Origin of the sequence: Saccharothrix violaceirubra, assembly GCF_014203755.1 — a bacterium.
Classification (GTDB): Bacteria; Actinomycetota; Actinomycetes; order Mycobacteriales; family Pseudonocardiaceae; genus Actinosynnema; species Actinosynnema violaceirubrum.
In genome coordinates this window covers 3,437,343-3,460,697 of sequence record NZ_JACHJS010000001.1, presented here as the reverse complement: position 1 = coordinate 3,460,697, position 23,355 = coordinate 3,437,343, and the positions used below count along the sequence as shown (strand labels likewise).

The following is a 23,355-nucleotide window of genomic DNA, read 5'->3' as shown; positions in this document are numbered from 1 at the left end:
TCGTGACACCCATTTCCCGTACCTGTCGTGCCTGGTCGACGACCTGGGCTTCCCGATATGACCCGCGCACGGTCATGACGGAAGCCGCCCGCCGGAACCCCGGCACGGGCGGCTTCGTTGTCATTCCGGTCGGTATTCGAAGAAAGGGGGTGCACGGTCATGGGCGTTCTCGTTCTCAACGCCAGCATGGAGCCGCTGCACACCGTGTCCGTACCGCACGCGGTCCGGATGCTGGTGCGCAAGGTGGCGGAAATCCACGAAGCCGAGGTCGACTCGACGATCGGTGTCTTCCCCCTGCCGCGCGTCGTGCGCCTCGTCCGCTACGTCGTCACCAGATGGCGCTACGCCCGCCCGCCGCGCTGGTCCCGCCGGGGCGTGCTCAGACGCGACGGCCACCGGTGCGCCTACTGCGGCGGACCGGCCGACACCGTCGACCACATCACGCCCCTGTCGCGCGGCGGCGAGCGGACGAGCTGGCTCAACACCGTGGCGTGCTGCGGCCGTGCCGCGCGCAGCTGCAACTCCCGCAAGGGCGACCGGCTGCCCGCCGAGGCCGGCATGCGCCTGCTCGTCACGCCGTACGTGCCGACCTGGGCCGACCTGTACGGCTAGGCCCCGGGGCGCCGCCCGTACCGACGGGGGCTCCCTCGGCCGCCCCGCCCGGCGGCATGCGATCGTGACACCCGGACGCCGTCGCCGCCCGAAGGAGAGGCCCAGTGGGCGCACTGAGTGTCGACGACCTCGACGGCGTGGCCGACGTCCTGCGCGTCCCGCGAGCCGCGCGCGGACTGGCCCTGCCCGCGGCCGTGCGGGGCCTGTCCGCCCGCGACATCGGGGCGGTGTTCCGGGAAGGCGGCCCGACGCCGGCGGCGCCTTCCTCGCGCACGGCTTCGTCGACCGCGTCGTCGACTACGTCGCCCCCACGCTGCCGGGGTCCGGGAAGAGCGGCCTGGCCGACGCGGGCATCCGCACCCTGTCGCGGATCCGCCGGCTGGACCTGGTCGACGCGGCCCGCGTCGGCACGGACGTGCGACTCGTCGCCCGCGTCACCGACGCAGCGCGCGGTTGAGCGCGGTCACGTTCACCCCCGGCTCGCCCAGGAACCCCGCGACCCGACCTTCCGTGCACCCGGCCACCCACTCCCGCACCCGCCGCTCGTCCAGCCCGTTCGCCCGGGCCACGCGCGGCACCTGCAACAACGCGTACTCCACGCTGATGTGCGGGTCCAACCCCGACGCCGACGCGGTCACGGCGTCGAGCGGCACCCGGTCGGGCGGCACGCCCTCGCGGCGGGCCACGGCGGCACGGCGGTCGGCGATCACGGCCGTGTACTCGGCGTTGTGCTCGCCCTTGTTCGACCCGCCCGACGCGGGCGGGACGGCGGCCGACGGACGGGGGTGGAACCACTCGTCGCCTTCGCGGTCGACGGCCACCAGCGTGGTGTCCACCGCCTCGGCCCGGTCCCGCAGGCCCGGCAGTCGGCTCGCACCCCACACGGCCAGCGGGTAGAGCACACCGGTCAGGACGGTCAGCACCAGCAGGACGCGCAGTCCCGCGACGGTTTGCTTGAGCATGTCACCCGATCCCCGGAATCAGACGGACGAGCTGGTCGATCGACCAAATACCGGCGAACGGCGCCACGACGCCGCCCAGCCCGTAGACCAGCAGATTGCGCCGCAGCAGCGCGGACGCGCCGGACGGCCGGTAGCGGACGCCGCGCAGCGCCAACGGGATCAGCGCCACGACGACCAGCGCGTTGAACACCACCGCCGACAGGATCGCCGACTGGGGCGAGGCCAGGCGCATGACGTCGAGCGCGCCGAGCTGCGGGTGGATCGTGGCGAACATGGCGGGCAGGATCGCGAAGTACTTGGCCAGGTCGTTGGCGACGCTGAACGTCGTCAACGCGCCGCGCGTGATCAGCAACTGCTTGCCGATCTCCACGATCTCGATCAGCTTGGTCGGGTCCGAGTCCAGGTCCACCATGTTCCCGGCCTCCTTGGCGGCCGAGGTGCCGGTGTTCATGGCCACGCCCACGTCCGCCTGGGCCAGCGCGGGCGCGTCGTTGGTGCCGTCGCCGGTCATCGCGACGAGCCGCCCGCCCTCCTGCTCCCGTCGGATCAACGCCAGCTTGTCCTCGGGCCGCGCCTCGGCCAGGAAGTCGTCCACCCCGGCCTCGGCCGCGATCGCCTTCGCGGTCAACGGGTTGTCGCCGGTGACCATGACCGTGCGGATGCCCATCGCCCGCAGGCGGTCGAACCGCGCCCGCATGCCCGGCTTGACCACGTCCGACAGCCGGATCACGCCGAGCACCACGTCGTCCTCGGCCACGACCAGCGGCGTGCCGCCCTGCCGGCCGATGTCGTCCACGACGGCCCGGACCGCGTCGTCCACCACGAACCCGCCGGCCGCGCCCTTGCGCACCCGGCGACCGTCCAGGTCGATGCCGCTCATCCGGGTCTGCGCGGTGAACGGCACGAACACGCCGGTCTTCTCGTGTTCGGACGCCTCCGCGCGCCGCCCGTGCTCCGCCGCGCACAGCTCCACGACGCTGCGCCCCTCCGGCGTGTCGTCGGCCAACGACGACAGCCGCGCCGCGTCCACCAGCCGGTCCAGCGGCACGCCGGCGGCCGGTACCAACTCCGTGGCCCGCCGGTTGCCCCACGTGATCGTGCCCGTCTTGTCCAGCAGCAACGTGTCGACGTCGCCCGCCGCCTCGACCGCGCGCCCGGAACCGGCCAGCACGTTGCGCTGTACCAGCCGGTCCATGCCCGCGATGCCGATCGCCGACAGCAGTGCGCCGATCGTGGTCGGGATCAGGCACACCAGCAGCGCGGTCAGCACGATCACCGACTGCTCGCCGCCCGAGTGGACCGCGAACGGCTGCAACGCCACCACGGCCAGCAGGAAGACGATCGTCAACGTCGCCAGCAGGATCGTCAACGCGATCTCGTTCGGCGTCTTGCGCCGCCGCGCGCCCTCGACCAGCGCGATCATCCGGTCGACGAACGTCTCGCCCGGCCGGGCCGTGATCTCCACGACGATCCGGTCCGACAGCACCACGCTCCCGCCGGTCACCGCGCTGCGGTCGCCGCCCGACTCGCGGACCACGGGCGCGGACTCGCCGGTGATCGCCGACTCGTCCACGGTCGCGATGCCCTCGACCACGTCGCCGTCGCCGGGGATCACCTCGCCCGCCGCCACGACCACCCGGTCGCCGACCTCCAGCGCGGTGCCCGGCACGGTCCGGCCGTCGGCCAGCCGCGCGACGGTGTCCTGCCGGGCCCGGCGCAACGAGTCGGCCTGGGCCCGGCCCCGCCGCTCGGCCACGGCCTCCGCGAGGTTGGCGAACAGCACCGTGGCCCACAGCCACAGGGCCACGGCCGCGGTGAACACGTCCGGCTCCCCGACCGCGAACACCGTGACCAGCGACGATCCCACCCAGACGACGAACATGACCGGGTTGCGCACCTGGTGGCGCGGGTGGAACTTGCGCAGCGCGTCCGGCAGCGCGCGGACGAGCAGCCGCGGGTCGAACGTGCCCGCGGCGACCCGGGGCGGTGTCGACGGCGGACGTTGGGCGGTGGTGGTCACAGCAGGGCCTCCGCGATGGGACCGAGGGCGAGAGCGGGGACGAAAGTCAGCGCGGCGACCAGCACGATCGCCCCGGCCAGCACGGTCGCGAACAGCGGCCCGGTGGTGGGCAGCGTGCCCGCGGTGACCGGCGTGCCGCGTTGCGCGGCCAGCGAACCGGCCAGGCACAGCACGGCCACGATCGGCACGAACCGGCCCAGCGCCATGCACACGCCCAGCGACGCCTGGAACCAGTCGCCGGTGACCGTGATGCCCGCGAACGCGCTGCCGTTGTTGTTCGACGCCGACGCGTAGGCGTAGAGGATCTCCGACAGGCCGTGCTCGCCCGGGTTGCCCAGCACGCCCGGTGTCGACGGCAGGACCGCGGCCACGCCCGCGCCGACCAGCAGCACGGTCGGCATGGCCAGGATCGCCAGGGCGGCGGCCGTGACCTCGCGGCGGCCGAGCTTCTTGCCCAGGTACTCGGGCGTGCGGCCGACCATGAGCCCGGCCAGGAACAGGGCGATCACCGCCATGACCAGGATGCCGTACAGGCCCGTGCCCACACCGCCCGGCGTCACCTCGCCGAACAGCATGTTCAGCAACGTCGCACCGCCGCCCAGGCCCGTGTAGCTGTCGTGCATCGAGTTCACCGCGCCCGTGGAGGTGCCCGTGGTGGCGTCGGCGAACAGCGCCGACGACGGCACGCCGAACCGGAGTTCCTTGCCCTCCAAGGGGCGCAGGCCGTGCGCCTCGGCCGTCCAGATCACCGCGAGCATCGCCGACCACAGCCCGCCCATCACGCCCAGCAGCACCCGGCCCTGCCGGGGGTCGCCGACGAGCGTGCCGAACGTCCGGGTCAGCGACACCGGGATCACCATGACCAGGAAGACCTCGACGAGGTTCGTCCAGCCGTCCGGGTTCTCGAACGGGTGCGCGGAGTTGGCGTTGAGCACGCCGCCGCCGTTGGTGCCCAGCAGCTTGATCGCCTCCTGCGAGGCGACCGGCGCCGTGGCGACCGTCGTGCCGTCGACGTCCACACCGGACGCGAAGCTCATCACCACACCGGAGGCGACGAGCACGATCGCGGCCACGCCCGCCACCGGCAGCAGCACGCGGATCGTGCCGCGCACCAGGTCCACCCAGAAGTTCCCGAGGCGGTCCGTGCGCCGGCGGACGAACCCGCGCACCAGCGCCATCGCCACGGCCAGGCCCACGGCCGCGGACACGAAGTTCTGCACGGTCAACCCGACCAGCTGGACCGTGTGGCCCAGGACCGCCTCGGGCACGTAGGACTGCCAGTTCGTGTTCGTCACGAAGCTGACCGCGGTGTTGAACGCCATGCCCGGCGCCACGTTCCCCCGGCCGAAGTCCAACGGCAGCACGGACTGGACGCGTTGCAGCACGTACAGCAGCACGACCCCGACGAACGAGAACCCGAGCACGCCGTACGCGTACGTGCCCCAGCGCTGCCCGACGTCGGGGTCCACCCGGGCCACGCGGTAGATCGCACGCTCCACACGCGAATGCGTCGTCGCGTCGTACACGCGTGCCATGTAGTCGCCGAACGGCCGGTACGCCACCGCCAGGGCGAGGAACAACACACCGACCTGCAGCAGGCCGGCCGCGGTCGAGGACATCAGAACCTCTCCGGCCGGAGCAGGACGACGAACAGGTACCCGATCAACGCCAGGGCGAGCACGCCGCCGACGGCGTTGGCCACCACACCGGTGCCGCTCACCACTTCTCCAGACCACGGACGCCGAGCGCGAGCAACGCGAAGACCCCGATCAGCAGCACCGCGTAGGCCAGGTCGGCCATGTGCGTGCTCCCTTCCGACTACCCGGCCGCCACCACTTGACGGCCACGACGCCGGAAAGGGTGCATCGGACGGGGGAGCCCCGAACGGGTCACAAACGGGTCCTTGACGCGACCGAAAGGCGCCTTTACGCGTCGTTGACGCGTTCGGAGACGCCGGTCTCACCCGATCCGGGCCGGCGTGGCTACCGGCCCGTCCGTGCGTGGGGTACGGGCCGCGACTCGCCGGAAGGCTCGAACGCCACCCTGCGATGTCCGGCCCGTGCGCGCGAGACCGGCCCGGCCGCGTCCCTCGCCGACGAGCGGTCGTCGGCCCGGCGGAACGGCTTCCCGTGCGCGGACCGACCTGGAGTCCGAAGTGGACGGATGGTGCGGCCGGGCCGACCCTGGCGAGGTGACCGGGTCCGTGCGGTCCGCCGTTCGTCCGGAGGTCGCCGGGCGGCGGTGGCCCCTCGACACAGACCGGGACCACTTGCCCCGCGACCGTCGACGACGTGTGCCAGGTGAGCGGGACGCCGTCGAAGGGTGCGTGCCCGAACCGCCGACCGACACCTGTCGGGCACACCTGCCGACCGCGGCGACCTACGAGCGGATCGTCACTTCCGGCGTAGGCGTGCCAGGAAGGACCGGGGGCGGTCGCGGTCCAGCCGGGCGTGCAGCTCCTCGGCCTCGGCGGCGGCCGGGGCGAGACCGAGCCGTCCGTACGCCCGGGCCAGGATCGCGACCGCGTCCGCCCAGTCCGGGGTGGGGACGCCGGCGGGGGAGCGCACGGCGTGGATCTCCAACGCCACCGCCACGGCCTCGGCCGGCGGGAGGTCACGGGCCAGGGCCAGCAGCTTCGCGCACACCCGGTCCGCCTTCCCGCCGACCAGGCGTGCGGGCACGAACCGCTCCGGACCGGCGACCTCGGGACGCAGCACGGCCGACAGCCGCCGGGGCAGGCTCAGCGGGAACACCGGCCCGTCCTCGGCCTCGGGCCACGCCAACTCGCCGAGCGCCTTGAGCGCGTCGTAGGCGAGCGTGGGACGTTCTCCCAGCAGGCGGTGCACGCGGTAGGACACCTGCGCGGCGATCACCGCGGACGCCCGGTCGTCCTCCGGTCGACCGGCGAGCACGGTGTCGGCGGCCCGCGCGGTGCGGTGCGGGTCCACGCCGACGATCCACCACGCGAACGCCGCGTGCGCCAACACCCGGCCCGGCACGGGCCGGTCCGCGTAGTGGTCGAGGCAGCGCTGGGTGTCGGCGACCACGCCGAGCGGCCGGCCCAGCGACGCCAGCGCCCTGGCCCGGCGCAGGCGGACGTCCGCGATCCGCTCGTCGAGGCCGGACACGCGGGAGTACGCCTTCTCGGCCTCGTCCGACGCGCGCACGGCCGCCTCGAAGTCGTCGTCGGCGATCAGCGCCCCGGCGGACGCGTACAGCGTCGCGCCGTACTGCCGGAAGCACGGCTCGGACGGCCGGTCCCGGACGGCCACCGCGAGCAGTTCGGCGGCCAGGCCGAACGCGTCCGCCGCCCGGTCGGGCACGTCCACCCCGATGTCCATCAAGGACAGCACGGCCACCTCCATCGCCGGGCCGGGCGGCACCACCGGTTCGACGACGCGCGCTTCGAGACGTGCCGCGAGCCGGACGGCCTCCGCGCGCGGCACCTCCCCCTGGCGTGCCAGGCGGCGCAACCAGCGGACGACGTCGTCGAGCTGGGCCACGTCCCCCTCGTCGGCGTAGGCGTCGCCGAGCAGGATCAACGACTCCACCCGGTCGGCCGTCGGCACGTCGGACAGCGCGCACAGGGCGTGGACCTCCAGCCCGAGCGCGATCACCTCGTCCCCGGCCGCCTTCCGCTGGTGCGCCAGCAGGTCCGCGACCAGTGCGTCCCCGCCGAGCCGGGAGACCACGAAGCCCGCCTCGTCGAGCGCGGCCCCCCTGGGCACGTCCGCGATCGTGCGCACCGGCGGTGCGGGCCGTGCGCTCTGCCGCACGTCGACGGCGAGGACCCTGCGGTGGTCGACGCCCAACGTCGCCAACCACGCCCGCTGTTCGGCGTCCGACGCGCCGAGCCGGTCGTGGGCCACGGCCGACATGCGCGCGGCCAGGACGAGCCGCGCCCCGGTGGCGGACCGCATGTCGGCGTCGGCCATCCGCGCCACGACCTCAGGGTCGTACCCGGCGAGCGTCAGAGCCCACGCCGCCTGGGCCAGGTGCGCTCTCGCGTCGTGGTCCAACGCCCGCTGCACGTCCGCGATCGCCGACAATGGCCGCCGCAGCATCCCGTTCACCCGCGACCGCATGATCCGCACCTCGGCGAGGCCGTCCGCCCAGTCCCGGCCCGGCCGGTCGCCCGGCGGCAGGTCGGGCCCGCGCCGCAACACGGCCTCGGCGGCGTCGAACGACAGGGCGGAGGCCTCGAACTCGGCCGTGGCGAACTCGGTCTCGGCGAGCTGGACCAGGGCCGCCGCGTGGTGGGCCGCCGTCGTGCCGGTCCCCTCGACGGCGGCGTCGCGCCGCGCGGTGGACACCATCGACCGCAGGGTCAGCAGCGACTCCTCCTTGGCGCCGGGTGTCCCGGTCCGCAGCACCTCGTGGCGCAGGCCGTCGAGGACCACGTGGTGCTCGCTGCTGTAACGGGGCAAGTGCCGGCCTCCCGACGTCCTCGGCGGTGATCACCGAAGATAGCGGCGCCACCACCCGCCGGACCAGCGTCGGGCCGTCGAGGGGGGTCGCTCAGGACGTGAACAGCGCCGCGACCAGGAAGGCGACCGCGGTGACGGGGATGACCGCCCAGTACGGCATCGCGTCGTTCCGGGCGAGGAACCAGACGACGCACCAGGTGAGCGCGAGTCCGAGCAGGACCGTCCACCCGGGACGTGCGACGCCGGCCTTGTACAGCCCGTACCAGGTCGCGATCCAGGTGAGCGGTGCGATCATCACGCCGAGCATCGCCCACCCGAAACCGGTCTCGTCGGCGAACCACGACCGGGGCAGTTCGAAGTACGCCCAGTGGAAGGCGGCCAGCGCCGCGCCCGCGACGGCCGACAGCCCGTGGCGACGAACGGCGGATGGACGTGCCGGCTTCAGGTGCCGCAGGCTGCTGTCGAACGGGTTCCCCATTCGGGTGATGATCGTCGCGCGGCAGGCGGGCCGATATCCGTACGACTACTCAAATCCCGGAATAAGCCCAGGTGGAAGCCACCACACCTGTGGTACCACAGGTGTGGTGGTCAGGTGATGGGGCCGGGCATCCCGAGGGCCGTGCGCCGCCGGCGCAGCCACACCTTGCGGGAACCATCGCCGAACAGCAGCGTCCGGGACAGCTCCCAACCCGAGAACTCGGCGTGGATCGCCAGCTGCGTCGTCGCCGTACGACGGGAGATGCCGGCCGGCAGGCGCAGCGGCCGGTACTCCCAGTCCCCGTCGACCACCTCTTCGGTCACGGTGCGATCACCTGCATCCCTTGGCCGGTACCGGACACGACGTGGACGTGGCCGGTCTTCCCGTCGACCGCGACCGCGTCGGGTTGACGCACGGTCGGGTAGCGGTGCTTCTCGACCGGCTCCGCGCCGGACACGTCGTAGCCGACCACCTCGTTGCGGTCGGTGAGCGTCACCCACAGCAGGTCGCGCGCCCCGTCGTAGGCCAACCCGTACGGCGCACCCGGCACGGGGTAGCGCAACCGCATGATCAACGGCGCCGTGGAGAACGCCAGCAGCTCGCCGCCCCGGGTGTCCACGACGAACACCCGGCCGAACCGGTCCACGACCGCGTTCGTCGCACCCTCGCCCGCGCGCAACCCCGCACCCGGCCCGGTCGCCGACAGGTCCAGGTCGAACAGCGCGCTGCGCGGACGGTCGAGCACCACGGCGTGGGAACCGGCCGCCACCACCCGGTCCGGGCTGGAGAACCCCCCGACCGACCGGCCGTCGACGTCGACCTGACGCGCGTCCCGCCGGGCCACCAGCGTGCGGCCCTCGACCACCGCGACGTCCACCGGACCGCCCGCGACCTCGCGCGACGACGTCGACCCGTCCGCGCGCACGGTCACGACCACCCCCGCCGACGGCACCGCGGCCTCGATCGCGCCGGTCACCACGACCAACCGCTCGGCCGGTCCGGGCAACGGCACCGCGCGCGGCGTCGTACCGAGGAACGTCACCGACGGCGGATCGGTCACGGCGACGGCGGCCACCCCGTCGAGCACGACCACGTCACGCGCCGCGCCCACCGGCACGACCGTCCCCGCGGGCACGCCGGAGACCTCGGGCGAGGCGGCCGGCCGGGCGGGTTCCAGCGACGCGGCGATCTGGAGCGGGTCGGCCGGGTTCTCCTCGGTCGAGCAGCCGGTGAGCACGACGGCTCCCGTGAGCACAACCGCCGCCAGTCGGCGCAACGTCGGACCTCCAGGTAACCCGTTCGCGACACGTCCCCCCAGCATCCATCACGAATTTCCCATCGTCACGCAGGGGGGCGGGTGTTGTCGTTGGTCCGGGGAGGTGATAAACGCTCCCGCACCACCGCGGGTTCGCCACGATGCCACGGGACCCAGGGAGGTATCGCGATGACCGTGGAGGACCTGCGTCGCAGGCACGTGGCACTGCTGCGCGACCGGAGGGTGGTGGACGGCCTGCGCCCCGGCGCGGACCGGTCGGACACGCGCTACCACACGTGGACGCAGGTGGCGTCCGAACCGGCGGCGGCCCGGCTCGACCGACTCCTCGACCTGCGGCGGCGGCCCGGCCCCTACCGGTCCGCGCGACTGCACGACCGGCAGCGCGGCCTCGACGCCCTGCACCCGGAACTGCTGCACCTGGCGCGTCGTGCGGGGTGGACGCTGACCACGCCCACGCTCGCCGCGGTGTTCCCCACCGGCACGCTCGACGGCATCTGCCTGCCCGTGCCCGGACGCGGCGTGCTCGTCCTGGTCGACAGCGGGCTGCTGGACCTGGTCCCGAACGTCCTGACGGTGATGACGGGGGCGTTGCCGCACTACGGCTCGCCGCCGCTGTTGTCCGGCGAGCAGGCGACGTGGGCGTTGACCGAGATGTTCAACGCCTACCTGTACGGCAACGGTGCCGTCGGACCGCATGCCCTGCCGGAGCTGTCCGGGCAGCGTCGGGCGTTGGTCGGGGCGTTGAGCCGGCGGACCGTCCAGTTCGTGGTGGCCCACGAACTCTCGCACGTGGTGGCCGGGCATCTGGTGCACGCCCGGCGGTGGACCGATCCGACCACTCCGGTGGGCGCGTTGGATTCGTTGTCGGTGGGGTGGCCGCGTGAGCACGAGGCGGACCGGACTGCGGCGACGATCATGTCGCACACGTTGGACGACCTGACGCAGCGCGACGTCGAGGTGCACGAGCCCTATCTGGTCGGGGCGATGTTGTTGCCGTTGTTCCTGCACGAGATGACGGACCGGTTGGCCGAGCAGTTCGACCTGGCGGTGCCGTTCGCGGGGAGTCATCCGCCGCCTGTGCGGCGGATCCAGGCTTTGGTCGAGCATTTGTCGGATCGGGTCCGGACGCGGCGGGCGCTGGATCTGGCGGCCGATGTGGCGACGTGGTTGGAGGATCGGCTGGACGCGGTGTCGGAGTGGTTCCGGCAGGTGCGGGTGCCCGCCTCCTAGCGCGAGTCATGCGTTCGGACACCGCGAGTTGTGCGTTCAGGCACCGTGAAATGTGCGTTCGGGCACTGCCGGCCGTGCGTGTGGCCAGCTAGACCAAGGGACGTTCGGGGTAGCCGAAGTCGATCGCGCTCACGTCGTCCAGTGCGGCGCGGATCGCCGGGGGCAGGGTCAGGGTCTCCGCGGCCAGGGAGCCGGCCAGTTGGGTGGCGTCGCGGGCACCGACGATGGGTGCCACGACGCCGGGACGGTCGCGGACCCAGGCCAGGGCCACGGACAGCGGGGAGGTGCCCAGGCCGTCGGCGGCGGTGGCGACGGCCTGCACGATGCGGGCGGCGCGGTCGGTGCGGTGCTGTTCGACGTAGCCGGCGTAGTGGGTCGACGCGCCGCGCGAGTCGGCCGGGGTGCCGTTGCGGTACTTGCCGGTCAGCACGCCCCGGCCCAACGGGGCCCACGGGAGCAGGCCGATGCCGTGGTGCTCGGCGGCGGGTGCCACCTCGCGCTCGATGCCGCGTTCCAGCAGCGAGTACTCGACCTGCGTGGAGACGATCGGCGTGTGGCCGGGCAGGGCGGCGGCGGTGCCCAGTTGCCAGCCCGCGTAGTTCGACACGCCCGCGTAGCGGACCTTTCCGCCGGTCACGGCGGCGTCCACGGCCGACAGGGTCTCCTCGAGCGGCACGGTCGCGTCCCACGCGTGCAACTGCCACAGGTCGACGTGGTCCAGGTCGAGGCGGCGCAGCGACCCCTCCAGCGCGGCGAGCAGGGCGCCGCGCGACGCGCCGCCGCCGAACGGGCCGTCGTCGCGGCGGGCCACGGCCTTGGTCGCCACGACGACCTGGTCGCGGGGCACGATCCCGGCGAGCAGGCGGCCCAGGACGCGTTCGCTCTCGCCCTCGACGTAGACGTCGGCGGTGTCGACCAGGGTGCCGCCGGCCTCGGTGAACGCGATCAGCAGCGCCTCGGCCGTCTCGGCGTCGGTGTCCCGGCCCCAGGTCATGGTGCCCAGGCCCAGGCGGGAGACGCGCAGGCCGCTGCGGCCCAGGTGTCGCTGTTCCACGTGGCGCAGCCTAAAGGGTGAACGCGATCCGCACGCGTCCCGGTCACGGTGTGTTCACCCGCAATCGTGAGGGGTGATCGGAATGCCTGGCGCCGGTGGTTACCCGTCGGTAAGGTCACGCGCGTGCGATTGGGACTGAACCTCGGGTACTGGGGTGCCGGCAACGATTCCGCCAACCTCGAACTGGCGAAGGAGGCCGACCGGCTCGGCTACTCCGTGGTGTGGGCGGCGGAGGCGTACGGCTCGGACGCGCCCACCGTGCTGTCCTGGGTGGCCGCGCACACCACGAAGGTCGACGTGGGCAGCGCGATCATGCAGATCCCGGCCCGCACCCCGGCCACGACCGCGATGACCGCCGCCACCCTCGACACCCTGTCCGGCGGCCGGTTCCGGCTCGGCCTGGGCGTGTCCGGCCCGCAGGTGTCCGAAGGCTGGCACGGCGTGCGCTTCGACAAACCGCTGGCCCGCACCCGCGAGTACGTCGACGTCGTGCGCACCGCCCTGCGCCGCGAACGCCTCACCTACGACGGCGCGTACTACACGCTGCCCCTGCCCGACGGCCCCGGCAAGGCACTCACCCTCACCGCGCACCCGGTCCGCGAGCACATCCCCGTCTACCTGGCCGCGATCGGACCGCGCAACGTCGAACTCGCGGGCGAGATCGCCGACGGCTGGCTCGCCCTGTTCTTCTCGCCCGAACGCGCCGGCGAGTTCCTGGCCGCCGTGGAGACCGGACGCCGCCGCGCCGGCCGGACCCTCGACGGGTTCGACGTCGTGCCGACCGTCCCGCTCGTGGTCGGCGACGACCCGGCCGCGTGCGCGGACGTCGTGCGCCCGTACGCCGCGCTCTACATCGGCGGCATGGGCAGCCGGGACCGCAACTTCTACAACGACCTCGCCTCCCGCATGGGGTACGCCGCCGAGGCCGCCGAAGTGCGGGAACGCTACCTGGCGCGCGACTACGACGGCGCCATGGCGGCGTTGCCCTTCGAGTTCCTCGACGCCACGTCGCTGCTCGGCCCGAAGGAGCGGATCGCCGACCGGATGGCCGCGTTCGCGCAAGCGGGGGTCACCACGCTCACCGTTTCGCCCATGCTGCAAGATCTCGCGCAAGGGATCGCCGCCCTGCGGACGGCGACCGACGCACTGGATCTGGCAGGAGTGGGTAGTTGAGCTGGTTGCAGGCCCTGGTTCTCGGACTCGTCCAAGGGCTGACGGAATTCCTGCCCATTTCCTCGTCGGCGCACCTGCGCATCGTGTCGACATTGTTCTTCGGCAACGACGCGGGCGCGTCGTTCACCGCGGTGACCCAGCTCGGCACCGAGGTGGCCGTGCTGATCTACTTCGCCAAGGACATCGGCAACTTCGTCTCGGCGTGGTTCAAGGGGCTGTTCAGCAAGGCGGCGCGCAAGACCGACGACTACCGGATGGCGTGGTACGTCATCATCGGCTCGGCCCCGATCGCGATCCTCGGCTACGTGTTCAAGGACCAGATCCGCTCCGAGCTGCGCAACCTGTGGATCACGGCGACCGTGCTCGTGGTGTTCGGCATCGTGCTGGGCGTGGCCGACCACTTCGGCAAGCAGGCCCGCGACAAGCTGTTCCTCAAGGACGCCGTGGGCATGGGCCTGGCGCAGGCGATGGCGTTGATCCCCGGCGTGTCCCGCTCCGGCGGCACGCTCACCGCCGGCCTGTTCCTGGGCCTGGACCGGGCCGCCGCCGCCCGCTACTCGTTCCTGCTCGCGCTGCCGTCGGTGTTCGGCGCGGGACTGTTCAGCATCCCGGACGTGCTCGACCGGTCCGAGCCGAACGCCGCCTCGGTGCCGCAGATGATCGTGGCCACGGCCGTGGCGTTCGTGGTCGGCTACGCCACCATCGCCTGGCTGCTGAGGTACGTGTCCAAGCACAGCTACTCGGCGTTCGTCTGGTACCGGATCTCCGTGGGCATCGTGCTCATGGGCCTGCTGTCGATGGACCTGGTGAAGCCGACCTAGAGTGGTCGCGTGGCTACCGTGATCTTGCTGCGACACGCCCGCTCGACCGCCAACGGATCGGGCGTGCTCGCGGGTCGTGCCCCCGGCGTCGGGTTGACCGACCGGGGCGTGGAACAGGCCGGGGAACTGGTCGGACGGTTGGCGGGCATCCCGGTCGACGCCGTGGTCACCTCGCCGTTGGACCGCTGCCGGCAGACCCTGGCGCCGCTGTTGGGCGCACGGGGACTGGAGCCGGTGGTCGAGCCGGACCTGGCCGAGGTCGACTACGGCGACTGGACCGGCGGCGCGTTGAAGGAGCTGGCGCAGGAACCGCTGTGGCGGGTCGTCCAGCAGCACCCGTCGGCCGCGGTGTTCCCCGGCGGCGAGGGACTGGCGTCGGTGCAGACCCGGGCGGTCGCCGCGATCCGGGCGCACGACGCGCGGATCACCGCCGAGCACGGGCCGCGCGCGGTGTGGGTGGCGTGCAGCCACGGCGACGTGATCAAGGCCCTGCTCGCCGACGCGTTGGGCGTGCACCTGGACGGGTTCCAGCGCATCGTCGTGGACCCGGCGTCGGTGTCGGTCGTCCGGTACACCGAGACCCGGCCGTTCGTCCTGCGGCTCAACGACAACGGCGGCGACCTGTCCGGCGTGGTCCCGCCCGAGGAGAAACCGTCCTCGTCGGACGCGGTGGTCGGCGGCACGACCGGCGCCTAGGACATGGGCTGGTGGGAGGCGTGGACCCGGTGGGCCGCCGGCGATCCCACGCTCAAGGACGCCGTGCTGTGGGGCGTGAAGGTCCTCTGGTGGGCCAGGATCGGCAAGCTCATGGCGTTCCTGGCCGGCCTGGTGCTGGTGGTCGACATCATCGGGCCCGAACGGATCGTCGCCTCGGTCGAACGCCGGGTCGCGGGCGGCCACCTCGACCGGTGGCGCGTCGACCGCCGGGCGGCGCGGCGCGGCGTGATCGTGTTCGGCGGGCTGTTCGTCCTCGTGCTCGTCGGGGTCGTGCTGCGGCTGGACTCCGGACCGCTGGGGATCCTGGCGATCGCCCTGGTCGCCTCCGTGCCCGCCCTCGCGGCGGTCAACCACCTGCTGCCCCGGTTCCTGACCTGGCTGTACCTGCACGACCGGGTGGTGACGGCGATCCGGACCGCGAGCCTGGCGGCGTTCGTCGTCGGCTTCCACTTCGACATGCTCGGTTCGTGAAAGTGGCCTCCCGGACCGGGCAGGGTGGTCCGGGAGGCCACGGCTTGCGGAGTCGGACGGCTACTTCACGTTCACGGCCACCCAGGCGCGGTTGACCGCGGCGTACTCGGCGCTGTTGGCGCCGTACAGCTCGGACGCGGCGGCGAGCGTGCCGGTCCGGGCGTTGGAGTACTTGGTGGTCGAGGTGAACTTGGTGGTCAGCGCCCGATACCAGATCTTCTCGGCCTTGTCGCGGCCGATGCCGGTCACCGACTGGCCGTCGGAGGTGGGGGAGTTGTAGGACACGCCGTTGATCGTCTTCGCGCCGCTGCCCTCGGACAGCAGGTAGAAGAAGTGGTTGCCCACACCCGAGGAGTAGTGCACGTCCACGCGGGCGGTGTTGGTGGACCAGTTGTCGTGCGAGCTGCCGTCCTTGGACGGCTTGTCCATGTAGCGCAGCGGCGTGCCGTTGTTGCGGATGTCGACCTTCTCGCCGACCAGGTAGTCGCCGACGTCGGCCGGGTTGTTGCCCGCGAACTCGACCGCGGCGGCGAAGATGTCGCTGGTGGCCTCGTTGAGGCCGCCGGACTCGCCGGAGTACACCAGGCGCGCGGTCACCGACGTGACGCCGTGGGTCATCTCGTGCGCGGCCACGTCGAGCGAGGTCAGCGGCTTGGAGTTGCCGGAGCCGTCGCCGTAGGTCATGCAGAAGCAGCTGTCGGTCCAGAACGCGTTGACGTAGTTGTTGCCGTAGTGGACCTTGCTCAGCGCGCCCACGCCGTCGTTGCGGATGCCGTTGCGGCCGTGGACGGCCTTGTAGTAGTCCCAGGTCTGGGCGGCGCCGTACGCGGCGTCGACGCCGGCCGTGGCCTTGTCGCTGGGCTTGCCGTTGCCCCACTTGTTGTCGGCGTCGGTGAACAGCGTGCCGCCGCTGGTGGAGTTGTTGAGGTTGTTGACCTGCTGGTTGCCCCGCTTGGGGTCCTTGAGCTGGTAGGTGCTGCCGGACTGGGTGGTCTCCAACGCGACTGTGCCGCTGTAGGTGCTCACGCCGGAGCCTTCGACGTGCATGACGGCGTCGTAGCGCAGCAGCTCGGCGCCGGTGGCGGCGTCGGTGTAGACGTGCAGTTCGGTCGGGGTCTGGTCGGCCTTGACCCCGGTGGTGACCGTCTCCCACGCCAGGGTCGGCGTGCGGTCGACGGCGAACACGACCAGGCGACCGCCCGCGGCGGTGAACGCCGGGGTGGTGGTCTTCAGGTCGAGCTTGGCGTCGGTGGCGCGGACGACGTCCTTGACCTTGCCGTCGCGGGCGCGGTGGACGACGAGGTCGCCGCCGACGACCGGCAGGCCGCGGTAGGTGCGGTCGTAGCGGACGTGCTCCGAGCCGTCGGCGCCGGGAACGACGTCGACGACGACGAGGCGTTCCTGGGAGCCCAGGGAGAGCTGCTGGGCGAGGGACGCCGGTGCCGCGGTCGCGGTCGGACTGTTGGCCGCGACGAGCGCGATCGCCGCGAGAGCCGCGGCATAACCGAGGTGGCGTTTCATGGGCGCTCCTGTGTGTCCGGTGCAGGTGGCCGGGGCGGGCGACCAAGTGGGCTCGATCGTATGGGCGTGGATCACCGCGTAAACAACCCCGAGCGGGTGGGAACTGCGGTGCCGCCGATCGTGGCCGTCGCAGGTCAGGGGGGTGAGCGTTCGTCGGATCCGACGACATATCCGCAGCTCAACGGACAGGGGAACGGCGGGGGAACTTTCGCGGGCGATATACTCCGGGGGTAATGCGCTGCGCCGTCCGGCCCACGTCGACGGTGGGTGCTGTGTTTACAGTTAACGACGCTGAGTGCGGACGGCGTCACGCTCCGATACGTCGTGACAGCGTTGTCCCATTTCGTCGGACCTGTTTATTCGTTCGAATATTTCAGTGTCGACAGAATTCCGTGCTTGACGATGGCCGCTACGATCCGGAGTCATGCGCGCTCTACAACACCCGGACGTGGGAGAGATCCAGCTCGCCGCGGTGCTGAACGCGCTCGCCGATCCCGTGAGGTTGCGGATCGTGGCCGAGTTGACCCGGTCGGGCGGGATCGTGTGCGGACAGTTCGACGTGCCGGTGAGCATGTCGACGCTGTCGCACCACCTGAAGGTCCTGCGCGAGGCCGGCGTGCTGCGGGTGACGCCGCACGGCAGCTTCCGCCGTCACGAACTGCGCCGCGACGAGATGCAACGCCGGTTCCCCGGGTTGCTGGACTCGGTCACCAGCGCGTTGGGGTAGTCACTGGCGGATCCGGAGGAACCCCGTGGCGCCGGGCCGCGGCCGGAAGCGGATCTCGTGGCCCAGATCGTCCCGGAAGACCATCGCGGTGTCGGACTCGAAGGTCATCGTGCCGGGCTGGTCCGGGGTCGCCCCAGTCCGCCGGCGGTCCGGCGGGGGAGACGACCAGGGGCGGGTCGGCCTCGTAGTAGCGGTCCTCCACGCGCGTTTCCGCGATGCCGCAGTGGGTGTACAGCGTGAACGGGATCGTCCGGGGAGCCGGCGCGGCAGTGGTGGTCGGCGAGGGTGCCGCGGAGGCAACGGTCGTGGCCGCCCGCCGCGTCGTGGCCGACGTCCGGGTGCGCGGTCATGCGCGGCTCGTCGCCGGTGGTCGGGGTCGGCCCGGAAGGACGGGTCGGTGGTGCGGCCGGGGTGTCGACGACGACAGGCCGCCCGGTGGGCGTGGCGCGGGCGCGGTCCAGGACGGTCGCGCCGAGCGTGATCACGACGACCCGATCGGGTAGGTGACGCCGGTACGGGCCACCGGAGCGGCGGCGCGTTCGGCCGCTTCCGCCTCGGTCAGGCCCGGTCCGACGTGGGTGATCAGCAGTCCGCCCGCGCCGCGCCCGGCACGGGCGGCGTCCTCGGGCGCGCAGTGGTCGGGTCCGCCGCCGTCGGCCTCGCACAGGAACAGGTCCGCGCCGTCGGCGAGCGCGTCGAGGGCGGGGCAGGGCGCGGTGTCGCCGGAGTACGCGAACACCCGGCCGTCGTGCGCGGCGCGCAGCCCGAACGCGGGCACGCCGTGGTCGACGGCCGCGGTGCGCAGGCTGAGGTCGCCGACGTCGAACCGGGCGCCGTCGTGGAGTTCGCGCACGTCGAACGCCGCGTCGGCGGGGTTGGGGCCGGTGGAGGCGAGGAAGGTCTCCAGCCGGTGGGCGAGTCCGGGTGGGCCGAGCAGGGTCGGCCGGTGCGGGGGCAGTCCGGCGAAGAGCAGCGCGTAGTAGGCGGGAAGCAGGTCGGCGGCGTGGTCTGCGTGGGTGTGGGAGATCCAGATCGCGTCGACGTCGGCGAGCGCGGTGTGCCGTTGGAGTTCGGCGAGGGTGCCGGTGCCGGCGTCGACCCAGATCCGCGTGGCGGCGGTGTGCAGCAGGTATCCGGAACACGGCCGGTCGGGGCGCGGGTGGGGAGTCGCGGTGCCGAGCACGGTCACGCCGAAGGTCACGGTCCAGTATGACGCAGCACGTGCACGCCGGCCGCGGTCTTGAGGTAGGCCCACGTGGTGTCCCCGGCGGTGGCCAGGCCGACGTGGGAGGCGGGGGTGCGGGCGAGGCTGTCGGGCAGCGGCACGTCCTGCCACGCGGTGCCGGTCCAGCGGTGGAAGGCGGGGTGGGTCTCGAAGCTGTGCCGGGTGGTGCGCACGCCCCACGTCCACCCGGCGGCGACGCCGTGCAGGCTCAGCCGTCCGCTCTCGGCCGGCAGCGGCGCGGGCCGCCAGCGTTCGCCGTCCCACCGGTGCACGGCCAGGCCGTCGGAGCCGTGGACGTGGGCGAGCCACACGTCCTCGGGGGTGGCGACGGCGAGCCGGGTGACGTGGCCGTGGTCGACGTGGGGGCCGCGGACCTCGTGCCAGCCGGTGGCCGTGCGGCGGACGAGCACCGGGTACTCGTAGGTCGCGGGTCCGACACCCGCCAGTCCCGCGCCGCCGGCCCAGATGTCGTCGGGTCCGGTGGCGGTGACGGTCTGGAGTCCTTCGCGGTCCGACGACAGCACGGCGGTCCGGTGCCAGTCGGTGCCGTCCCAGTGCAGGACGTCGGGTCCGGCGCCGACGACGTGGACGTCGTCGGGGGCCAGGGCGAGCACGGCCTTGGCCCAGGGGATGGCGGGCGGGGTGCGCAGGTGCCAGCGGGTGCCGTCCCAGTGCAGCACGAGGGGCCGACCGGCGCTGTTGCCGACGGCCCACACGTCGTCGGGTCCGGTGGCGCTGATGCCGGCGAGGCTGGCGGCGGCGGCGATGCCGGGCAGGTCCTCGACCCGCCAGGCGGTGCCGGTCCAGCGCAGGATCAACGGCGCGGACGGGCGGCTGGTGAACACGCCGGTGGTGCCGGCGAGCCAGGCGTGGTCGTCGCCGGTGGCGGTGAGGTCGGCCAGCGCGGTGCTCGGTGGCAGCGCGGGTACCGGCACGGGTCGGAACAACGGATCTTCTCCCTCGACGGGTCCCCCGACACATCAGGGCGGTCCGGTGCCGGCGGGTGGTCGGGGTCGGCGCATCGGTCGGTTCGCTCCGGGGCGTTTTCGGGGTGCGGTGTCCCACCTTGGCCGACCGGGCGCCGCGGTGCTACTGCAGCTTCGGTGTCCGTCGGGGGCAGGGCGTCGTCGGGCGACCGGTGCACGAGGTCGGCGTCGTCCTCGGCGGGGGAGCGGAACGGCGGCGGTGGCGTCGACCCGGCGGGGAGTCGGCCGCGCCCGCTGTGCGTTCCCCGGTCGGCACCGCGCCGATTCCCGCGCGTCGGTCGTCGCGCTCGCGGCCGACGCACCCCCGGACGGCCGGTCCCCCCGCGCCCCCCCGCCCGGGGGTGTTCGCGACGGGCGCCCTGCCGTCGACCCTGGTGCGCTCCTTGTTCCTGGTGCGCGGGCGTGGACCATGATCACGGTATCGTCGCGCGGATGCTGTCGGGAACCGTCTTCCAAGATCGTCGGACCACCGGTGTCGAACGTCTGCGCGGCGGCTCGAAGAAGGGCGTGTACCGGGTGGCGCTCGACGGGCCGGGCCCGTCGAGCGTGATCGTCTACCGGTGGACCGCCGAGGAGAACTACTGGCCCGACGCGGGCGACGTCGACGACACCGACCCGTTGGGACCGGCGAGCGGACCGGAACTCTTCCTGGCCGCGTGGCGCCGCCTCGACCGCCTCGGGGTGCGCGTGCCGCGCGTGCTCGACACCGACGGCGCCGAGTGGGCCGTCGTCGAGGACGTCACCGGCGGCACGCTGGAGGCCCTGCTCGCCCGCGACCCCGGGCGCGGCGCGGCGGCGGTCGCCGAACTGGGCCGGGCGTTGGACGCGATGCACGCCGACCACGCGCCCCGCTGCGGCCGGGTCGACCGGCTCGACCGCACCCCGGACATCGCCTGCGAACAACGCGTGTACGACCGGGCGCTGGACGACCTCGCCGAGGCGGCCCGCCGGGACGACCGGATCGCCGCCGCGCGCGACCGGTTCGCCCACCGCCTCGCGGAACTGCGCGACCGCGTCGCACCCCGCTCCCAGGTCGGGTTGATCCACGGCGAACTCGGCCCCGACCACGTGCTGCTCGACGCCGACGACCGGCCCGTGCTCATCGACATCGAGGGGTTGATGCACTTCGACGTCGAGTGGGAGCACGTCTTCCTGCGGCTGCGCTTCCGCGACCACTACCCGCCACTGGCACGCCCCGGCCTCGACCCCGACCGGCTCGCCCTCTACTCGCTGTCCCTGCACCTGAACCTGGTGGCCGGGCCGTTGCGCCTGCTCGACGGCGACTTCCCGGACCGCGCCGCGATGCTGTTCATCGCCGAGCGCAACCTGGAGGCCGCGCTCGCGCTGCTGCCCTGATCCGGATCATGGATCCCATGGACCCCATGGAGCGCATGACACGCGGCGACTGGTACCTGGACGGACCCGACCTGGTCGGGGCACGCGACCGCTGCCGGCGCCTGCTGGACCGGTTCAACGCCACCGCGGACGACGACGCCCGCCGCCCGCTCATGGCCGGACTGTTCGCCCACGTCGGACCCGGCGCGGTCGTACTGCCCCGGTTCCGGTGCAGCTACGGCACGCAGATCACGCTGGGCGCGCACTGCTTCGTCAACACCGACGCGCTGTTCATGGACGACGCCGCGATCACCATCGGCGACCACGCCCGCCTCGGGCCCGACGTGCGGCTGGTGACCGCCCTGCACCCGGTCGAGGACCACGACCGGCGCAAGGCCGGCTGGGAACGCGCCGCGCCGGTGACCATCGGCGCCAACGCGTGGCTCGGCGTCGGGGTGATCGTCTGCCCCGGCGTCACCGTCGGCGCCGACACCGTGGTCGGCGCGGGCAGCGTCGTGATCCGCGACCTGCCCGACCGGGTGTTCGCGGCCGGCAACCCGGCCCGCGTGATCCGCGCCCTCTGATCCGCGCCTCCTGATCCGGGTGGACCAGGACGGCGACCGCGAAATGGACCTTCGCCCGACCCCGGACCGCGACCTAGAGTCCGTGCCATGACCAGTCGAACCGACCGGGCGAAGCTGCTGCGCGCCCTGCACGTCCCCGGCGACCCGGTGGTGCTGCCGAACGTGTGGGACGCGGCGTCCGCCCGTGCCGTCGCCGGCGCCGGCTTCCCCGCCGTCGCCACCGCCAGCGCCGCCGTGTCCGCCTCCCTGGGCTACGCCGACGGCGAGGACATGCCGGTCCGCGAGGCGTTCGCCGCCGTCGCCCGCGTGGCCCGCGCGGTCGACGTGCCCGTCACCGCCGACGTCGAACGCGGCTACCGGCTCTCCCCGGACGAACTCGTCGGCCTGCTCGCCGAAGCCGGCGCCGTCGGCTGCAACCTCGAGGACACCGACCCCGCCACCCGCGGGCTCGCCGACGTCGACCGGCAGGCCGGATTCCTGGCCGCCGTGCGCGCCGCCGACCCCGACCTGGTGATCAACGCGCGCACCGACGCCCGCGACTACGACACCGCCGTCGACCGGGCCCGCGCCTACCTCGCGGCCGGCGCCGACAGCGTGTACCCGATCTTCCTCGACCACGACCGGATCGCCGACTTCGTGCGCGCCGTCGACGCGCCCGTCAACGTGCTGCACCGGCCCGGCACGACCCCGCCCGCCGGACTCGCCGCGCTGGGCGTCGCCCGGGTGAGCCTGGGACCGTTCCTGCACCGCGAGGTCATGGCACACCTGGCCGCCGTGGTCGCGGGCGTGCACGGCGGCGGGGGACTGTAGCGACTACCGGACCGGTGCGGGCAACAGGAACGCGACCGACGGGCCGACCTGACCGCCCGGCCGGCCCCACGACACCGGCAGGCGGACGGTCACGGCGAGCCGGGCCTTCGCCGGGCGGATCAGCCGCAACTCCAGCAGCACGTCCGCGCCCGGGCCGACGTCGTACATGTCGGTGACCGGGGCGCCGTCCACGATGTCGATCAGCCGGGCGGACGGCAGGGCCCGCTCGGTCAGCGGCCGGAGCCACACGGTCGTCGTGGCCGTGGTCCGGTTGACGAACCGCGCGGTCGCCGCCCCGTGACCCACCGCCGTGACCAGCAGGTACAGGTCCCACAGGTCCGCCCACGCGCCGAGCGGGGCGTGCGCGGTGAGCGCCGCGCCCAGCCGGGTCGATCGGGATCGTCGAGGCCGCGGGAATCACGCCGAACGCCCGGCACAGCCCCAGCACGTGCCGGTAGCGGTCGACCACCGCCCGGTCGCCGAGCAGCACGTCGGTCTCGGCGACCTCGAGGACGTCGCCCAGCGTGGCCGCCACGCCCCGCTGATCGCCCTGCAGGCACCAACAGCCGGCGAGGGGCCAGTTCCGCCGTGATCACCAGATCGGGGCTGCCCAGCTGCGTGGCGACGGCGGCGGCGTGCCGGAACCCCGACTTCGCGTTCTCGACCTGCCCGTACCGCGAGGCGGGCGCGTACAACCCGACGTCGCGCAGGATCCGGCCGCCCGCGCCCATGTGGTGCCGGTAGGTCTGCCGGGCCGACCCGGCCCACCTCCTGCCGGAGACCGGCCGGCGCCTTCCGGACGTCCCGCTCGAACCCGGCGCCGTCCAGGTGGGCGACGATCACCGCGACGAACTGCGCGGCGGCACCTGGCACCACCCCGGACACCGTCGACGCGGCGATCGCGGCCAGGCCGGTCATGAGCTTGA

At 73.2% G+C, this 23,355-nt stretch carries 25 protein-coding genes; 12 read left to right on the top strand and 13 right to left on the bottom strand.

The window, feature by feature from the left end:
• Positions 1-159: 159 nt before the first annotated feature.
• Positions 160-612, top strand: a complete 453-nt coding sequence (locus F4559_RS16505; protein ID WP_184669730.1) for an HNH endonuclease — start codon at positions 160-162, stop codon at positions 610-612.
• A gap of 434 nt (positions 613-1,046) precedes the next feature.
• Here F4559_RS16505 and F4559_RS16500 read toward each other — a convergent pair whose 3' ends face one another.
• From F4559_RS16500 to F4559_RS16465, 8 genes are all read right to left on the bottom strand, one after another.
• Positions 1,047-1,574: a potassium-transporting ATPase subunit C gene (locus F4559_RS16500; protein ID WP_184669728.1), complete on the bottom strand. Its 528-nt coding sequence runs from the start codon at positions 1,572-1,574 to the stop codon at positions 1,047-1,049.
• Position 1,575: 1 nt separating this feature from the next.
• On the bottom strand, positions 1,576-3,594 hold the full coding sequence (gene kdpB / locus F4559_RS16495) for a potassium-transporting ATPase subunit KdpB (protein ID WP_184669726.1): 2,019 nt from the start codon (positions 3,592-3,594) through the stop codon (positions 1,576-1,578).
• Positions 3,591-5,213: a potassium-transporting ATPase subunit KdpA gene (kdpA, locus tag F4559_RS16490; protein ID WP_184669724.1), complete on the bottom strand. Its 1,623-nt coding sequence runs from the start codon at positions 5,211-5,213 to the stop codon at positions 3,591-3,593. The genes kdpB and kdpA overlap by 4 nt, the downstream gene beginning before the upstream one ends.
• Positions 5,213-5,314, bottom strand: a complete 102-nt coding sequence (gene kdpF, locus F4559_RS16485; protein WP_184669723.1) for a K(+)-transporting ATPase subunit F — start codon at positions 5,312-5,314, stop codon at positions 5,213-5,215. The genes kdpA and kdpF overlap by 1 nt, the downstream gene beginning before the upstream one ends.
• Positions 5,315-5,987: 673 nt before the next feature.
• Entirely contained in the window at positions 5,988-8,021 is a 2,034-nt protein-coding gene (locus F4559_RS16480; RefSeq protein ID WP_184669720.1) for a hypothetical protein, read from the bottom strand.
• 91 nt (positions 8,022-8,112) lie between these two features.
• Positions 8,113-8,499: a hypothetical protein gene (locus F4559_RS16475; RefSeq protein WP_184669718.1), complete on the bottom strand. Its 387-nt coding sequence runs from the start codon at positions 8,497-8,499 to the stop codon at positions 8,113-8,115.
• Between the two features lie 110 nt (positions 8,500-8,609).
• The gene (locus F4559_RS16470) at positions 8,610-8,822 is read right to left on the bottom strand and encodes a DUF5703 family protein (protein ID WP_184669716.1); all 213 of its coding nucleotides are present in this window, start codon (positions 8,820-8,822) and stop codon (positions 8,610-8,612) included.
• Positions 8,819-9,775: a YncE family protein gene (locus tag F4559_RS16465; RefSeq protein WP_184669714.1), complete on the bottom strand. Its 957-nt coding sequence runs from the start codon at positions 9,773-9,775 to the stop codon at positions 8,819-8,821. The genes F4559_RS16470 and F4559_RS16465 overlap by 4 nt, the downstream gene beginning before the upstream one ends.
• A 168-nt stretch (positions 9,776-9,943) precedes the next feature.
• Here F4559_RS16465 and F4559_RS16460 point away from each other — a divergent pair, with 168 nt between their 5' ends.
• Positions 9,944-11,005, top strand: a complete 1,062-nt coding sequence (locus tag F4559_RS16460) for a M48 family metalloprotease (RefSeq protein ID WP_184669712.1) — start codon at positions 9,944-9,946, stop codon at positions 11,003-11,005.
• A gap of 88 nt (positions 11,006-11,093) precedes the next feature.
• Here the strand turns inward: F4559_RS16460 and F4559_RS16455 are convergent, their stop codons facing one another.
• On the bottom strand, positions 11,094-12,059 hold the full coding sequence (locus F4559_RS16455) for an aldo/keto reductase (RefSeq protein WP_184669710.1): 966 nt from the start codon (positions 12,057-12,059) through the stop codon (positions 11,094-11,096).
• A gap of 123 nt (positions 12,060-12,182) precedes the next feature.
• Between F4559_RS16455 and F4559_RS16450 the strand changes: the two genes are divergently transcribed.
• From F4559_RS16450 to F4559_RS16435, 4 genes are read left to right on the top strand one after another with little or no spacing between them, the layout of a single operon-like run.
• Entirely contained in the window at positions 12,183-13,232 is a 1,050-nt protein-coding gene (locus tag F4559_RS16450) for an LLM class F420-dependent oxidoreductase (protein WP_184669708.1), read from the top strand.
• Entirely contained in the window at positions 13,229-14,053 is an 825-nt protein-coding gene (locus F4559_RS16445; RefSeq protein ID WP_184669706.1) for an undecaprenyl-diphosphate phosphatase, read from the top strand. The genes F4559_RS16450 and F4559_RS16445 overlap by 4 nt, the downstream gene beginning before the upstream one ends.
• Before the next feature lie 9 nt (positions 14,054-14,062).
• Entirely contained in the window at positions 14,063-14,749 is a 687-nt protein-coding gene (locus F4559_RS16440; RefSeq protein ID WP_184669704.1) for a histidine phosphatase family protein, read from the top strand.
• 3 nt (positions 14,750-14,752) lie between these two features.
• A complete protein-coding gene (locus tag F4559_RS16435) occupies positions 14,753-15,241 on the top strand; it encodes a hypothetical protein (RefSeq protein WP_184669702.1) in 489 nt (162 codons plus the stop codon).
• 60 nt (positions 15,242-15,301) lie between these two features.
• On the opposite strand, the gene F4559_RS16430 is transcribed toward F4559_RS16435, so the two are convergent.
• Entirely contained in the window at positions 15,302-16,762 is a 1,461-nt protein-coding gene (locus tag F4559_RS16430) for a M4 family metallopeptidase (protein WP_184669700.1), read from the bottom strand.
• A gap of 424 nt (positions 16,763-17,186) precedes the next feature.
• Between F4559_RS16430 and F4559_RS16425 the strand changes: the two genes are divergently transcribed.
• Together F4559_RS16425 and F4559_RS16420 are read left to right on the top strand one after the other, a co-directional pair.
• Positions 17,187-17,489, top strand: a complete 303-nt coding sequence (locus tag F4559_RS16425) for an ArsR/SmtB family transcription factor (RefSeq protein WP_184669698.1) — start codon at positions 17,187-17,189, stop codon at positions 17,487-17,489.
• 236 nt (positions 17,490-17,725) lie between these two features.
• Positions 17,726-17,992, top strand: coding sequence for a hypothetical protein (locus F4559_RS16420; RefSeq protein WP_184669697.1), 267 nt, complete (start codon positions 17,726-17,728; stop codon positions 17,990-17,992).
• Here F4559_RS16420 and F4559_RS35110 read toward each other — a convergent pair.
• Both F4559_RS35110 and F4559_RS35105 read right to left on the bottom strand, forming a co-directional pair.
• Positions 17,971-18,690, bottom strand: coding sequence for an MBL fold metallo-hydrolase (locus F4559_RS35110; protein ID WP_184669696.1), 720 nt, complete (start codon positions 18,688-18,690; stop codon positions 17,971-17,973). The genes F4559_RS16420 and F4559_RS35110 overlap by 22 nt on opposite strands.
• Positions 18,687-19,661, bottom strand: coding sequence for a hypothetical protein (locus F4559_RS35105; protein WP_184669695.1), 975 nt, complete (start codon positions 19,659-19,661; stop codon positions 18,687-18,689). The genes F4559_RS35110 and F4559_RS35105 overlap by 4 nt, the downstream gene beginning before the upstream one ends.
• Before the next feature lie 471 nt (positions 19,662-20,132).
• Here F4559_RS35105 and F4559_RS16405 point away from each other — a divergent pair, with 471 nt between their 5' ends.
• The 3 genes from F4559_RS16405 to F4559_RS16395 all read left to right on the top strand — a co-directional run bounded on the left by F4559_RS16405 (position 20,133) and on the right by F4559_RS16395 (position 22,429).
• Positions 20,133-21,056, top strand: a complete 924-nt coding sequence (locus F4559_RS16405; RefSeq protein ID WP_184669694.1) for a phosphotransferase family protein — start codon at positions 20,133-20,135, stop codon at positions 21,054-21,056.
• 35 nt (positions 21,057-21,091) lie between these two features.
• The gene (locus tag F4559_RS16400) at positions 21,092-21,619 is read left to right on the top strand and encodes a sugar O-acetyltransferase (RefSeq protein WP_184675866.1); all 528 of its coding nucleotides are present in this window, start codon (positions 21,092-21,094) and stop codon (positions 21,617-21,619) included.
• A gap of 87 nt (positions 21,620-21,706) precedes the next feature.
• On the top strand, positions 21,707-22,429 hold the full coding sequence (locus tag F4559_RS16395; protein WP_184669693.1) for an isocitrate lyase/PEP mutase family protein: 723 nt from the start codon (positions 21,707-21,709) through the stop codon (positions 22,427-22,429).
• Between the two features lie 3 nt (positions 22,430-22,432).
• On the opposite strand, the gene F4559_RS16390 is transcribed toward F4559_RS16395, so the two are convergent.
• Complete coding sequence (locus F4559_RS16390; protein ID WP_184669692.1) at positions 22,433-22,735, bottom strand: hypothetical protein; 303 nt, start codon at positions 22,733-22,735, stop codon at positions 22,433-22,435.
• Positions 22,736-23,017: 282 nt separating this feature from the next.
• Here F4559_RS16390 and F4559_RS16385 point away from each other — a divergent pair, with 282 nt between their 5' ends.
• Positions 23,018-23,173 carry a hypothetical protein gene (locus F4559_RS16385; protein WP_184669690.1) on the top strand — a complete coding sequence of 52 codons (156 nt, stop codon included), beginning with the start codon at positions 23,018-23,020 and terminating at the stop codon, positions 23,171-23,173.
• The last annotated feature ends 182 nt before the right edge of the window (positions 23,174-23,355 follow it).